The following is a 13,668-nucleotide window of genomic DNA, read 5'->3' as shown; positions in this document are numbered from 1 at the left end:
TCATTTATTAAGAACCAATGAGGATTATTGTTACTTAATATCCAACTATTATCCTACAAAAGATAAAGTCGGTCAAAATATTTATAAAACAAAAAACCCTCCAAAAGGAGGATTTAAAAATATCCGAGACCGCCACCGAATCCGCCACCAAAACCGCCGAAACCCCAGCTAAACCAGCCAAAAATCAAGGCGAGCACAACAATGATGACGATGATAGCGATAAGAATGCCTATACCGCTTCCCAAGAATCCATAAGATCCATATCCACTCATTACCAATATCCTCCTTTTGCACCTCTATTTCTATATCACTACCTTATGTACAAAAGAAGCATTTGGAATAGATATTTACACAAATGGAGCACCTATTTATGATGCTTTCCGCGTAAAAAACAACGTGATCGTAATCAAGAGAAAAGCGACACAAGCCAGCATCGGGATGGTAATAAACCCAAACAAATGCAGGGAATCCACTGTGCAAGGTACTCCTGCTTTACAGGTAGCAGCCGTCGCTAAATTTGGAAATTGTTGGATGATAATATGGTACAAAGAAATAGCTAATCCAATAATGGACATTGGCAAAGCATATATAGAGACCTTTTTATCTTGACGATAGGTAGCAATCCCCAAAATGATGACCAGCGGATACATGAGAATGCGTTGGTACCAGCACAATACACAAGGAACAAGTCCCATTACTTCACTAAAATACAGACTTCCTCCCATCGCTACAATGGATACCAACCATGCAAAATACAATCCAAAGCGATCAGCTAATGAACTCATTTTGCTTGCAACTCTTTCTCAATCGTGGCTTTAATATCAGCATAAGACAAGCTATTTTCAATGTATTTTCCGTTTACCATAATGGTAGGCACGCCATCAATACCATGCTTATTAAATTTCTCCATGTCTTCTAAAGCCTGTTTTTGGAAAGTTTTATTTTTCAGATCTTGTTCTACTTTTTTCGCGTCCACTTCTGGTACATTCTTTTTGATAAGATCAACTAAAAATGCTGGTGTGGCCCATTCTAAACTTTCATTTCCTTGATTTTGATACATAGCTTCGTGGTATTTCCAGAAAGCTTGAGGATTTTGCTTAAAAACAGCTTCTCCAGCTTCTCCAGCTGTCAAAGAATCCGGTCCAATAATTTGTGTATTGGTAAAATAGAAAGCAACTTTTCCAGTATCAATAAAATCTTTCTTCAGTTGTGGCATAATGGAATCATTGAACTGTTTACAAACTGGACATTTATAATCACCATATTCCATGATTTTTACAGGTGCATTCTCTTTCCCTAAGAATGGTTGCCCTTTATAGTCGATTGTGAAAACTTTATCTACAGCACTTTGGGTACTGGAGAATGAACTTATCGCTCCATATATACCAAGCGCTAACACGAGGACCAAGATAGTACCAATTACTATCCCTTGCATATCCCGTGATTTTTTTTGATTAGCCACCAACTTCACCTCTATTTTATATAAGTATACAAAAAATAATAACAAGGATAGAGAAAAATTTCACCTTTTAAATATGAATGGAAAGTAATGGGTTACAAACATAATAAAACTGCTTGTTCTTTTTACGTTTAAAATGTTAAGGTATGCAGTGTGTTACAATAAGATTGATAATGAAAGAATAAACTACATACTCACTAATAAAGTTGCCGCAAGGAGGATATATCATGAAATATCGTTCCATGAAAAATGTTGATAAAAAAGTATCAGAAGTAGGGTTTGGTGTTTGGTCTGTTGCTACTCCTTGGTGGGGTGTGAAAGACGAAACATTAGCAAAAAAATTACTCCGTAGTGCCTACGAAGATTATGGAATTACTTTTTTTGACACAGCGGATGTTTATGGTCAAGGGAAAGGTGAAACATTGCTTGCTGAAGCTCTAGATGGGTTACTGGATAAGGTGGTTATCGCTACTAAATTCGGCTATGATATCTTTGCAAAACGCGGAGATCGTCATGGCGGCCATAGCGAGTTACCTCAATACTGGGACAAAGAATCCATCCGTAAGTCTTGTGAAGCTAGTTTAAAACGACTAAATATCGAAACCATCGATGTATATCAATTGCACAATGCACGTATGGAAGCAATTATCAGCGATGAAGTGATGGAAACACTAGAGCGTCTTAAAGAAGAAGGAAAAATTCGTAGCTATGGTGTTGCCTTAGGACCAGATATTGGCTGGAGAGAAGAAGGTTTGGCTACAATTCAAAAACAAAAAATGGATATGGCACAAATCATCAACAATCTAATCGAACAAGATCCAGCAAGAGATTTAATCAAAGCTGCTGAGCTCGCAGGAACATCTCTGATCGCTCGTGTACCACATGCTTCTGGTTTGCTAGACGGTTCTTATGATCCTGATAAGCACTTTGACAAATCCGATCACAGAAACCATCGTCCTATCAAATGGATGCAAGCAGGTGTGCAAGCAGTTCGTGATTGGAGCTTTATCTACAAAGGCACAGATCGTACAATAGGACAAGCAGCTATCCTCTATTCACTTGCTAGCTCTGCTATCAAATCGGTCTTGCCTAACATAACAAGCGAAGCAAATTTAAAAGAGTTTGCTGAAGCTAGTGAAAAAACACCTTTTACTGCTGAGGAATTAAAGAAAATAGAAGAACTTTGGTTAAATGGTCAACAAGAAGCATTAAAACAGCCTTTTTCCAACAGCAAATCAAAACCAACCCCAGTCGCTGTAAAGGCATAAGTTTTTGAAAAGCTTATGCACGAGAAGCATTTTAAAACCAAATGTAAATTTTCCCAGTCTTTTCTATTCATTTCAAAAGAGGAATCCTATGATTCCTCCTTTTTATGTAAAATTTAGATAAAACAACTAGTTCCACCTCATCCTTTTGACATAAAATAAAAGAATATATGAACAATCTACTATCTACCTCCGGGTCGTTTATTCCAAAAAATGCATCATCTTTTTTGTGCAAAACGGGAGAAACTGAAATTAATAATCTAAGAACGGGGGTATTCGCCTCCATGCGATATGTAGTCGATACCAATGTTTTGTTGAAACATACAGACAAACTTGATCACAAGCAAATTGTCATCCCTTCCATGGTATTAAGAGAGTTAGAAAAGCATAAGTTGTCACAAAATCAGACACTTGCATTCCAAGCACGTGTGGCAACTCGATACATCGAACAGCATGTCGATGATATTTTCATTGATGTAAAAGATTATACTGTTCAACTAGGAAACGATTTTGATGCTAATTATGCCGACAATAAAATTTTGCAATGTTGTATCGACAATCAATTTGGTTTAATCACCTATGATCTGCTACTAAAGCAAAAGGCACGAGGTTTCCAAATTTCTTTGTTGGAACTAGACGCAGAGGAAGAACATTATTTTGGTTACTTGGAGAGTCACGTAGAAGATGCTCGCTATGCTGCGCTTTGCCATAACTTAGATGTCAACCATTTTGAATTGCTATCCAATCAGTACTTGGTTATTAAAGATGGGGACAATCATGCTGATCTCTTAAAATGGACAGGGGATTCACATGTGTATGTTCGACCTCGTGGGTTTGACACCACGTATTTTGGTAAATTTTCTCCCAAAGATGCATATCAGCGGTGTGCATTAGATAGTTTGCGGAATAACACGATTACGATGATAAAAGGTAAAGCTGGATCAGGTAAATCTTTGATTGCTTTAAACTATGCTATGCGGGAAATTGAAAAAGGAAAATTTGATCGTTTAATCTGTTTTGTCAATCCGATGGCATCACGAAATAGCGCAAAACTAGGTTTTTATCCAGGTACTCGAGATGAAAAAATTATGGACTCTGCGATTGGTTCCATGTTATGCAGCAAGTTTGGTGATAAAATGATCGTAGAAGATCTGCTAAAAGGCAAAGATAAAGAGCCTCCCAGATTAATCTTATTACCATTTAGTGATATTAGAGGGTTTGACACTACTGGGTTGCGTGCCATTGTCTATATTATTGAAGCACAAAATCTAGATGTAGACTTAATGAAGCTTGCAGTACAGCGTATTGGGGAAGACTCCAAATTAATCATTGATGGTGATTTTGACGCCCAAGTGGATCATAGCAGTTACGAGGGCATAAACAACGGCATGCGTCGATTGTCAGAAGTTTTTCGTGGGGAATCTTACTATGGAGAAGTAGAACTTCCGCACATTTACCGGAGTGAGATTGCGAAGAAAGCAGACTTGATGTAAAAGCAAAAAGCTGCCAAAAAAATGGCAGCTTTCCTATATGTGAATAATTATATTGTACAGGTTCCCGAGGCAGAGACACGCTTGTGGTGTGAACTCCGCCTCGAGACAGCCTAGGTATCCGTAAGGTCAGCCGATGTTGCCGAAAACCTCGACAGCTTCGACGACTGTAGCGCCTTCCGTCCCGAAGACGTCGGCGACGATCTTCTCCTTGGTCTTGGCAGCCACTGCATCAGCAGTAGTGCCAGTCGAGTTGTCAGTGGAGATGTGACCGATCCCAGACATAGTGGCCCTTCCCCTCGTGAGAGGTTGTTAGGTGTACTTTCTACTATTATAAGGAATAGAAGAAAAGCTGTAAACTCCCTTTGCTAACTATTTAGAATTATATTCTGACAAGTATTTTTGTAAAAGCTTGCAAATTCTGTCGAAGGAATATCGGATACTATCCTTTACAATAGTAAAAAATAAGATTTAAGGTAACGAAAAAAATCTGCCATAGCGGCAGATTCTCTATATATTTTCAATATGGAAAGAATAGGCAGGTTCCCGGGACGGAGTACACACGCTTTGTAGCGTGAGGCTCCGTCCCAGGACAGGAGGCGTCTTAGACGCTGATGCGCTTAGAAGAGCCCGCCGAGGAAGTCGCTGGCAGAGTTGTCAGCGCCCTCCACCGCACCAGTAGCTGCATCGGTCGCTCCGTCCACAGCACCAGTGGCTGCATCAGTCGCAGCATCAGTTGCTCCGTCCACAGCACCAGTGGCTGCATCAGTCACGGCACCAGCTGCCGATGCAGTGGTAGCCACTGCATCGGCAGCTCCGGTGACAGCACCAACGAGATCGTCAAAGAGACCCATTTCAGTGTGTCCTTTCTCTCCCAAGGAGAGGTTGAGTTGGACTTTGCATTGTCATTATATAGAAATATCTCTAGTTTGTAAATGGAGAATGATCAGTAAACCAAAATAGTTTCTCTTATTACAATATAAAGCAGCTCTATTTTAGAACCAGCATCCAGCGACGAGTGATAATGTAACTATATAATGGAAAATGAATTGATCAAAAAAAGAGCCCTAGGGTTGTTACTATAGTTCATCAGATATTTTACATAATATGTAAAATAAAAACTGATTTAATTTATCTAGGATTAATATAAAGAAATACGGCGAATCTATATTTCTTAATTCATGTATAATAAAAAGAGAGAATATTACGATATCGGATAAAAGAGGAGCATATCAGGAAAAGGGAGAGAGTGATGGATAAGTTATTACAAGAAATCATAAATTGGGTCAAAATAAATGATGAAAAGATTGTTATTGGCATTTCAGGTCATGGTGCTGCTGGAAAAACAACATTTGCCAATAGGATCGTAAACCTACTAAATCAAAATGAAATAAATTATATTAATACAGATCCATATATTGTTAGCTCAAATCTTCGAAAGCATGCAATCATCGACTATACATATCAGAACGAAATTCATCGCTATAAAATGACGGCTTGCCATCCATCAGCGCATCATTTGTCTTCTTTAGAAAGGGATATTCAGATGGTTAGAGCTGGTTTAGATTTATATACACTTGATTCACATTATAAGAAAAGCGAGTTAATCTCTTCAAAAAACAAAGTAACAATTGTAGAAGGGATGAGTGTTGCATTTATAAATCCGAAATTATTTGATTTAAAAATTTACTTTTATACAGATGGTGAAACGGAATTAATGAGAAGGTTGAAACGTGATATTGCTCAAAGAGGAACCGATATTCATTATTTAAGTCAATCTCATGAAGAACGCAGGATTCAGTACGAAGTGTTTATGCATACGTACAGTCAGCATTTTAATATTATTATCAAAACATCTAATCGAGCAATAGAAATAGAAAAAAATAGATTTGAGTTTAAATGCAAATAATCAAGGAGCAAAACAGCAACTGAACGAAGAAGTGTAATACGCTAAGATCGCATATTGTTGTCGTATTCTACAGCTTCACATACACGTAGAGATCTAACTCGCGTATGAAATATGCCTAAACGTACACTTTTCCCGAAAAGATACGAAGACTCCAACTGGATGCGATAAGATTCATTTCGTTAGGAGTTACCACAAACAAATTTATATAACTTAAAGGAGGAAATAATGAACCTTTCAAAAATACTATTGTCATTACTGGCGTCACCTCAGGCATCTGTCTTGCTTTTGCGAAAGAATTGTCCAAACGTGGAAATAAAGTAATTATTGTTGATCGCAATCAAAAAACAATTGATCAAGTGATAAAAAATAATAAGGGACTAATGGAACTGCACGGAGATGTTTCAATTCCAGATTCCGTACGCATAAAAAGCAGCATTCATTAAGGAAAACCATCCCAAAGCAAATATTTTATTCAACTCAGCAGGAATCATGGGTTCGTTTAGGTTGTTGGATGAAAACATAGAACTTGAACAAGTAACAAATGAAGTTGAAACGAATTTAAACGGGACAATCTGAATGACACAACCTTTGCTACCACAACTTGCCGCGCAAAATGAAGGCGATGATAGTGACAACAAGTCCCGATCTTTCTTATATCACTTCATCCATACATCCTACCTATTCAGCAACGAAAGCAGGTGTACACATGTATACAGATGCGGTTCGCATTCAATTAAATAACTCAGGGGCGAATATTCATGTGATGGAGCTAGTCCCACCTCTTCTCTTGTTGCGTAAACGAATCTAGAACCAAGCATAAAGGATGGTGGCGGCGACTTTCTAAATATGAGTTTAGATACACTTGTTAAACATGGCATCAAAGGCATGGAAAAGAACAAAAAGCGTGTAGTTCGAGGATTTTCAAAGTTCTTACGATTTGCTGGGAAATTCTTTCCTGACTTACTTTCTAGTTCAATGACAAGAAATGAAAAATGAGATGCGCAGCTCTAATTATTTTGTTATGTTCGAAAAGAAACAAGCTAACTAACTTGCTCTTACTCCCCTTATTTACAACCATATCAATCCATACCTTGAATTTCGTATAATTCTCGATCGAGCGATTAGCTTAATAAACCTATGAAAATGAACCGTTCCTTTCTAAGAACGGTTCATTTTCATTATATGACTGGTTACACCCCTATTTAGAAGATAGTTTTCTTTTTTGCATGCAAAAAGGTAAGCTTTAGGAGCTTACCTTTTCTTGTTTCTTTTTCTTTCGATTTTGATAAGTATGGACTGCTTTCTTTGCGAGCCAACCGATGACTACCACAGCCGTTTCTGCAATCATCGCTTTACGTTCTGTCGGTAATTTGCGAAACATCGCGACTAAATTATTTTTATTATCCATATGGTGTCCCACCTTTTTGAGGTATTCTCCTAATGAATAAGTCGTTTTTTGTTCTTCATACAACGTCTTCCTATTATATCATATAATTTATTTTGTTTCGGGCCCCGCCTTGGAATCAGTTCCAAAGCGGGGCGGGAAAAGGCTAAGACAACGCCTTCTCGATCTCGTCGAGCTCCTTAAGGTAATAGCCCGTCCTGTTGACAAGCGTGAAAGACGGAAACTTAGAATCATCCGAAGAAGAGTCCGGATCAGTCGCATCGAGCATGGTCAGAAGAGTATGATACCACTCCGCTACAACCTCGCCCTCGATGAAGCTCACGAACTTCTCCTTCAGGTGAGTCGGAAGCGTATCGACCTTATCCAGGTCAATACGATCGAAAAACGCTTCCAGCTTCTTCTCAAAATTCCAGAGGTTGTCGAAAGCGATCTCCAGAACCTTCCCCTTAGTCGGGTAGGTACGGACAATCACATCACGCTTGAGCACTTCAGTCTCCAACCATGAGAAACTCACTTTTGGTATTTACTATTATAATGGAAAATCCCATTCATTTGTTGTTTGGGAACGGATATTTTTTAATATCGTATTTAATTCAGAAAGAAATATAAAAGAAAAATATTCTAACATTTACACGCTACTTTTGATATAATAATAGAAAATCATTTCTTTCTTGTAGAGGAGGTGTTTGGAATGCGTTATTGCAACGAGCCAGATTGCAACCACTAAAAGAAGCTGTTGATTTCGATGAATTTACATTTTTATATATGGAAACCTGACCACTTCGGTTAGGTTTCTTCGCTTTAAAACATCAATCTTGAAAGCACTTTTTTTACCAAATAACCTTGTCACCAGGCCCGATGCTGCGATACATCGGGCCTGCGTTGATATTTCTATCAACCCTGCTGCTTCTTCGAAGGAATCACACGTCGACGACGAGTCTTCGGTTCTTCCACAAACCTCGGAGTATAATCTTCTCCGAGCATCCGAATCGTCCTCTTCTTCTCAGGATCCTTCTCCAGTTCTCGCAGCTCAAGCTCATCCTGCTGATTTGGCTGGCTCATCTCTTTTTCCTCCAAAGCACGCAAGGACGTACGATTTGTACGTTCATACAAAGTATATCGCAAAACGCCTAAAAATGTAAACTTTTTATTCTGTAAATTTATATTATATTTAAAAACATTAAAAAAACCAGCCCTAATGGACTGGCTAACGAACAGTTAAATCAAACTTGCTACTTTTTCAGCAAACTGCATAGTGGTTAATGTTTTATCGCTATCTACTTTCGTATCTTGTGTACGATATCCCATATGTACAACTTTTTCTACTGCTTTTTCTACATCAGAAGCTGCTTTTTCGTCTTGGAAAGAGTGCCGAAGCATCATTGCCATGGATAAAATCATTGCAGTTGGATTCGCTATACCAAGCCCTGCGATATCTGGTGCAGAGCCGTGTACTGGTTCGTAAAAACCGAGTGTTCCCTCCCCTAAACTTGCAGATGGCAACATACCTATTGATCCAGTCAAGATAGCTGCTTCATCGCTCAAGATATCTCCAAACATATTCTCTGTCACGATCACATCAAAGGAAGCAGGACGACGAACCAATTGCATCGCACAATTATCAACCAACATATGTTCTACCGTAACATCAGGATAATCGGTTTTCACTCGATCTACCACTGCTCTCCATAAACGAGAACTTTCTAAAACATTTGCTTTATCAACGGATGTAAGTTGCTTCTTGCGATTTTGTGCCATCTGGAATGCTAAACGAACAATTCTCTCAATCTCATGCTCATGATAGAGCAAGACATCCGACGCATATTCATACCCATTGTTATCTTTCTGTCTTTGTTTTTCGCCAAAGTAGATACCACCTGTCAACTCTCTAACAACTACAAAATCGACACCTTGAATCACTTCGGCTTTTAAAGAAGAACTGTCTTCTAACCCCGAGAATAATACAATTGGTCGAAGATTGGAAAAGAGACCTAACGCTTTTCGTAATCCGAGAAGTGCTTGCTCTGGACGAAGATGAGGTGGATGATTATCCCATTTTGGACCACCAACTGCCCCAAATAAGATCGCATCTGCTTTTTTTGCTTTATCCAATGTTTCATCTGGTAAAGGTACTCCAACTGTATCTGTCGCTATTCCACCAGCTAATGCTTGATGATAAGTAAAATCATAGTTGTATTTATTTTGCACCACATCCAAAACAGCTAGTGCAGCATCCATCACTTCTGTACCGACTCCATCACCTGGTATCACTACTATGTCTTTTTTTGTTGCCAATGATTACTCCCCCTTTGAAAAGGAAGCAGCAGTTTCCCATACACCTTCAACTTCCCATTCCAATTTCCTTGCTATCAAACGATTTACCTCATCCATAACGCTCGGGCACTAGCTTCTAAGATGTCTGTAATCACTTCGCGCTCACTTTCCACACAATACGCTAAATTAAAACCGTTGCATTCTCTACTTCTGTTATCGCTTGTCGATCTCCAGGTAAAGATGCAGCGAACTCTGTTTCGATCAGAGGACACCATCTTATTGGAGTGCAGCTCCATCTTCACACCTTTTGTTAGCGTTACACTAGGAGATTTTTTCCATCGCACAATCAATGTAGTAGTAAAATTTGATTGTCCGCATAGTCGTTGCTCCTTCTCTTTCCGTTAAAAATTAGTTATTGGAACTGACAGGTTCTTTGTTTACCCACACCATCATTTGACGAAGTTCTTTTCCTACTTTTTCAATCGAATGCTCCTTTTCGCTTGCTGCGATTTTGTTAAACTCTGGGCGACCGTTTTGATTCTCCGCAATCCAGTTGTTTGCAAATGTTCCATCTTGAATTTCTTTCAAGATTTGCTGCATCGCTTGGCGAGAAGGTGCTCCTACAACACGTTTCCCACTCACATAGTCTCCGTACTCTGCTGTATCACTGATAGAATGGCGCATTCCGCTCAAACCTTTTTCATACATCAAATCAACGATCAATTTTAGCTCGTGCAGACACTCAAAATATGCGATTTCTGGCTGGTATCCTGCTTCTGTCAATGTTTCAAAACCATTTTTCACTAGCTCAGAAACTCCACCACAGAGTACTGCTTGCTCTCCAAATAGATCTGTTTCTGTTTCTTCTTTGAAAGAAGTTTCGATCACTCCTGCACGTGTACTGCCAATTCCTTTGCAGTATGCAAGTGCAACATCTTTTGCTTGTCCGCTTGCATCTTGGTGAACTGCGATCAGAGCTGGAACACCAAATCCTTCTTGGTAAACACGACGAACCAAATGGCCAGGTGATTTTGGTGCTACAAGGATAACATCTACATCAGATGGTGCAACGATTTGACCAAAATGAATGTTAAATCCATGAGAGAACATCAATACATTACCAGCTGTTAAATTTTCTTTGATTTGTGTCTCGTATACATGTTTCTGAAGCTCATCTGGAAGTAGGATCTGAATCACATCAGCTTGTTTGGCAGCTTCATCAACCGTAAAAACGGAAAATCCATCGTTTTCCGCCTGATCCCATGATTTTCCCGGACGAAGACCGATTACTACTTTCACTCCACTATCACGTAAGTTTTGTGCTTGTGCGTGCCCTTGGCTGCCATATCCTACTACTGCAACTGTTTTGCCATTAAAAAGATGTAGATTTGCATCGCCTTCGTAGTACATTTTACTCATGATACATTCCCCCAGATTTTTTCTTTTATTTTTATTTCTTTAGATAACGGTTGTAAGCGAAATTTTTTCAAATTCCCTATTCAGAGCAATAACACCTGTTCGAGCAACTTCTAAAATACCGTAAGGCTGTAATAATTCCGTTAAGGTATCCAATTTTGCTCTATCTCCCGTAGCTTGCAGCATCATGGTATCGTGTCCCACATCTACTACTGATGCTCGGAATGGATCAATAATCCCTTGGATCTCCATCCGTACATTTGGGCTGGCCGCAACTCGAACTAGCATCAATTCTCTTTCTACACTAGTTGTCTCTGTAATCGTTCGAACTTCGATTACGTCTATCAATTTAGACAATTGTTTGGACAATTGATTTAGCGTTCGTTCATCACCACTCGTCACAATGATCATACGTGACAGATCTTTCTCTTCTGATTGTCCTACACTGATGCTTTCAATATTGAAGTTTCTCTGTCCCAAAAGACTGGAGACTCGAGCTAAGACACGTGGCCGATTGTTTACTAATACTGAAAATATATGTCTCATTGCTCTTCATCTCCCATCATCATCTCATCCAATCCAGTTCCTGGAGCAACCATTGGATATACATTTTCATTTGGATTAACCCAGAAATCGACTACAGCCGGACCAGGATGATGAAGTGCTTCTTTCCATGCTTGAATTGCTTCTTCCTTATTCGTTGCTCTCCATGCTTTCACACCATAAGCATCTGCTAGTTTTACAAAATCAGGGCTCCCTGATAAATCTACTTCGCTGTAACGCTCTTTGTAGAATACTTCCTGCCACTGGCGAACCATACCCAAGCATTGGTTATTGATAATAACAATTTTTACAGGGATGTTGTCCAAAGCGATAACTGCTAATTCTTGTGCTGTCATTTGAAATCCACCATCACCCGTCACCGCGATAACAGTACGATCTGGATCGGCTAATTGAGCTCCGATTGCTGCTGGAAATCCAAAGCCCATCGTTCCAAGCCCACCTGATGACAATAGCGAACGAGGTTCTGAAAAAAGATAATACTGCGCAACCCACATCTGGTGCTGTCCTACATCAGTAGCTACAATCGCTTTTCCTTCCGTTGTTTGATCCAAATGCTCAATTACCCATTGAGGCTTTAATCCATTTTCATCTGTATCTTGATACTGAAGCGGATGATTTTTCTTCCAAGCATCACATGTACCGATCCATCTACTGGAATTAGCCGATGGAAGCTGTTTATTCGCAACCGATAACACTTCTTTTACATCTCCGATAATCGGCACATACGTATGCACATTTTTATCTATCTCTGCCGGATCAATATCGATGTGAATGATCTTAGCGCCAGTTGCAAATTTATCAATTCGTCCCATTGTGACACGATCATCGAACCGCGCTCCAATTCCAATTAACAAATCACATTCCAGTAAAGCATGGTTCGCGGCATATGTCCCGTGCATCCCAGGCATTCCTAACCATAAATCATGCCTACTAGGAAACCCACCGAGACCCATCAGAGTTGTGGTAACTGGGATATTAGATTTTTCAGCAAATTCAATCAGTTCAGTTTGCGCATTTGCCCTTACTACTCCACCACCTGCTAAAATAACAGGACGTTCTGCTTGTTGTATGACTTGATAAAGCCGATTTATTTGGACTTCACTAGGTTCTTGGGGTTTATTTAGACCTCTGATCTCTACTTTCTCTGGATACGAAAAAGTGTTGGTCGCTTGTGAGACATCTTTTGGAATATCGATCAAAACTGGTCCAGGTCTCCCAGTAGTTGCAATCGTGAAAGCTTCTTTTACTACTGTAGGAATTTCTTCTATACTTCGTACAAGGTAGTTATGCTTTGTGATAGGCATCGTTATGCCCGTAATATCAGCTTCTTGAAATGCATCCGTTCCTAATAAACTCAAAGGCACATTCCCTGTAATACAGACAAGAGGGATTGAATCCATCATTGCAGTGGCTATCCCTGTTACTAGATTAGTAGCCCCTGGTCCTGAAGTGGCCATTACTACACCAGGCTTACCAGTAGCCCTCGCATACCCATCTGCTGCGTGAATTGCCCCTTGCTCATGCCTTGCAAGCAAATGCCGGACATGACCATCATACAGCGAATCATATATAGGAAGGACTGCACCCCCAGGATAACCAAAAATCATTTCTACTCCCTCTTCTACCAAAGAGCGCAGTAAAATTTCAGATCCTGTATACTTTTTTTCATCCAAGCCAATAGAATTTGTTTTTGATTCTAGTTGGGGAGCCAAAAGTTATTCCTCCTTTTTAAATCATAATAAAAAAAAACCGTACAATCCCAGTGAATAAATTCACCAATTGGGACGAACAGTTTCGTGGTACCACCCAAGTTCACTGAAGCCTCGCAGCATTCAGTCTCATCAAGTACATGTAAGTACTCGGTCGATAACGGCGACAACCGATCA

Annotated in this window: 17 protein-coding genes; 6 read left to right on the top strand and 11 right to left on the bottom strand. The window is 39.5% G+C overall.

Going from position 1 to position 13,668, the window contains the following annotated elements; translation table 11 throughout:
- Positions 1-113 precede the first annotated feature (113 nt).
- The 3 genes from GSM42_RS17145 to GSM42_RS17135 all read right to left on the bottom strand — a co-directional run bounded on the left by GSM42_RS17145 (position 114) and on the right by GSM42_RS17135 (position 1,462).
- Positions 114-272: a hypothetical protein gene (locus GSM42_RS17145; RefSeq protein WP_160802761.1), complete on the bottom strand. Its 159-nt coding sequence runs from the start codon at positions 270-272 to the stop codon at positions 114-116.
- A gap of 96 nt (positions 273-368) precedes the next feature.
- On the bottom strand, positions 369-785 hold the full coding sequence (locus tag GSM42_RS17140; RefSeq protein ID WP_160802760.1) for a disulfide oxidoreductase: 417 nt from the start codon (positions 783-785) through the stop codon (positions 369-371).
- The gene (locus tag GSM42_RS17135) at positions 782-1,462 is read right to left on the bottom strand and encodes a thioredoxin domain-containing protein (protein WP_160802759.1); all 681 of its coding nucleotides are present in this window, start codon (positions 1,460-1,462) and stop codon (positions 782-784) included. Before GSM42_RS17135 ends, GSM42_RS17140 begins: the two co-directional genes overlap by 4 nt.
- A 224-nt stretch (positions 1,463-1,686) precedes the next feature.
- Here GSM42_RS17135 and GSM42_RS17130 point away from each other — a divergent pair, with 224 nt between their 5' ends.
- The gene (locus GSM42_RS17130; RefSeq protein ID WP_160802758.1) at positions 1,687-2,727 is read left to right on the top strand and encodes an aldo/keto reductase; all 1,041 of its coding nucleotides are present in this window, start codon (positions 1,687-1,689) and stop codon (positions 2,725-2,727) included.
- Positions 2,728-3,008: 281 nt separating this feature from the next.
- Positions 3,009-4,217, top strand: coding sequence for a PhoH family protein (locus GSM42_RS17125; RefSeq protein ID WP_160802757.1), 1,209 nt, complete (start codon positions 3,009-3,011; stop codon positions 4,215-4,217).
- A 126-nt stretch (positions 4,218-4,343) separates the two neighbouring features.
- Here GSM42_RS17125 and GSM42_RS17120 read toward each other — a convergent pair whose 3' ends face one another.
- Positions 4,344-4,499, bottom strand: coding sequence for a hypothetical protein (locus GSM42_RS17120; protein ID WP_160802756.1), 156 nt, complete (start codon positions 4,497-4,499; stop codon positions 4,344-4,346).
- Between the two features lie 369 nt (positions 4,500-4,868).
- Between GSM42_RS17120 and GSM42_RS17115 the strand changes: the two genes are divergently transcribed.
- The 4 genes from GSM42_RS17115 (at position 4,869) to GSM42_RS20810 (ending at position 6,931) form a co-directional block, all read left to right on the top strand.
- Positions 4,869-5,177, top strand: a complete 309-nt coding sequence (locus GSM42_RS17115) for a hypothetical protein (RefSeq protein ID WP_160802755.1) — start codon at positions 4,869-4,871, stop codon at positions 5,175-5,177.
- A gap of 289 nt (positions 5,178-5,466) precedes the next feature.
- A complete protein-coding gene (locus GSM42_RS17110) occupies positions 5,467-6,123 on the top strand; it encodes a uridine kinase family protein (protein ID WP_160802754.1) in 657 nt (218 codons plus the stop codon).
- 296 nt (positions 6,124-6,419) lie between these two features.
- Positions 6,420-6,566 (top strand): hypothetical protein, encoded by a 147-nt coding sequence (locus tag GSM42_RS20815; RefSeq protein ID WP_237446683.1) that lies wholly within the window; start codon positions 6,420-6,422, stop codon positions 6,564-6,566.
- Between the two features lie 185 nt (positions 6,567-6,751).
- Entirely contained in the window at positions 6,752-6,931 is a 180-nt protein-coding gene (locus GSM42_RS20810) for a Rossmann-fold NAD(P)-binding domain-containing protein (RefSeq protein WP_338055328.1), read from the top strand.
- A gap of 435 nt (positions 6,932-7,366) precedes the next feature.
- Here GSM42_RS20810 and GSM42_RS17100 read toward each other — a convergent pair whose 3' ends face one another.
- From GSM42_RS17100 to ilvB, 7 genes are all read right to left on the bottom strand, one after another.
- Positions 7,367-7,531, bottom strand: coding sequence for a hypothetical protein (locus GSM42_RS17100; RefSeq protein ID WP_160802753.1), 165 nt, complete (start codon positions 7,529-7,531; stop codon positions 7,367-7,369).
- A 142-nt stretch (positions 7,532-7,673) separates the two neighbouring features.
- The gene (locus GSM42_RS17095; protein ID WP_160802752.1) at positions 7,674-8,027 is read right to left on the bottom strand and encodes a hypothetical protein; all 354 of its coding nucleotides are present in this window, start codon (positions 8,025-8,027) and stop codon (positions 7,674-7,676) included.
- A 395-nt stretch (positions 8,028-8,422) separates the two neighbouring features.
- Positions 8,423-8,590 (bottom strand): hypothetical protein, encoded by a 168-nt coding sequence (locus GSM42_RS17090; protein WP_160802751.1) that lies wholly within the window; start codon positions 8,588-8,590, stop codon positions 8,423-8,425.
- A 156-nt stretch (positions 8,591-8,746) separates the two neighbouring features.
- Positions 8,747-9,823, bottom strand: a complete 1,077-nt coding sequence (leuB, locus tag GSM42_RS17085; RefSeq protein ID WP_160802750.1) for a 3-isopropylmalate dehydrogenase — start codon at positions 9,821-9,823, stop codon at positions 8,747-8,749.
- Between the two features lie 387 nt (positions 9,824-10,210).
- Positions 10,211-11,221: a ketol-acid reductoisomerase gene (gene ilvC / locus GSM42_RS17080; RefSeq protein ID WP_160802749.1), complete on the bottom strand. Its 1,011-nt coding sequence runs from the start codon at positions 11,219-11,221 to the stop codon at positions 10,211-10,213.
- 39 nt (positions 11,222-11,260) lie between these two features.
- Positions 11,261-11,764, bottom strand: coding sequence for an acetolactate synthase small subunit (gene ilvN, locus GSM42_RS17075; RefSeq protein WP_160802748.1), 504 nt, complete (start codon positions 11,762-11,764; stop codon positions 11,261-11,263).
- The gene (ilvB, locus tag GSM42_RS17070) at positions 11,761-13,494 is read right to left on the bottom strand and encodes a biosynthetic-type acetolactate synthase large subunit (RefSeq protein ID WP_160802747.1); all 1,734 of its coding nucleotides are present in this window, start codon (positions 13,492-13,494) and stop codon (positions 11,761-11,763) included. Before ilvB ends, ilvN begins: the two co-directional genes overlap by 4 nt.
- Between the last annotated feature and the right edge of the window lie 174 nt (positions 13,495-13,668).

The organism is Shimazuella alba (assembly GCF_009831235.1).
Classification (GTDB): domain Bacteria; phylum Bacillota; class Bacilli; order Thermoactinomycetales; family Thermoactinomycetaceae; genus Shimazuella; species Shimazuella alba.
This window is presented reverse-complemented; position numbering and strand designations above follow the sequence as displayed.

Bases quoted from the DNA above. Each gene is read 5' to 3' on its own strand.
- GSM42_RS17145 (WP_160802761.1), bottom strand. From the start codon at position 272: ATGAGTGGATATGGATCTTATGGATTCTTGGGAAGCGGTATAGGCATT.
- GSM42_RS17140 (WP_160802760.1), bottom strand. From the start codon at position 785: ATGAGTTCATTAGCTGATCGCTTTGGATTGTATTTTGCATGGTTGGTA.
- GSM42_RS17130 (WP_160802758.1), top strand. From the start codon at position 1,687: ATGAAATATCGTTCCATGAAAAATGTTGATAAAAAAGTATCAGAAGTA.
- GSM42_RS17125 (WP_160802757.1), top strand. From the start codon at position 3,009: ATGCGATATGTAGTCGATACCAATGTTTTGTTGAAACATACAGACAAA.
- GSM42_RS17120 (WP_160802756.1), bottom strand. From the start codon at position 4,499: ATGTCTGGGATCGGTCACATCTCCACTGACAACTCGACTGGCACTACT.
- GSM42_RS17110 (WP_160802754.1), top strand. From the start codon at position 5,467: ATGGATAAGTTATTACAAGAAATCATAAATTGGGTCAAAATAAATGAT.
- GSM42_RS17100 (WP_160802753.1), bottom strand. From the start codon at position 7,531: ATGGATAATAAAAATAATTTAGTCGCGATGTTTCGCAAATTACCGACA.
- GSM42_RS17090 (WP_160802751.1), bottom strand. From the start codon at position 8,590: ATGAGCCAGCCAAATCAGCAGGATGAGCTTGAGCTGCGAGAACTGGAG.
- ilvC (WP_160802749.1), bottom strand. From the start codon at position 11,221: ATGAGTAAAATGTACTACGAAGGCGATGCAAATCTACATCTTTTTAAT.
- ilvN (WP_160802748.1), bottom strand. From the start codon at position 11,764: ATGAGACATATATTTTCAGTATTAGTAAACAATCGGCCACGTGTCTTA.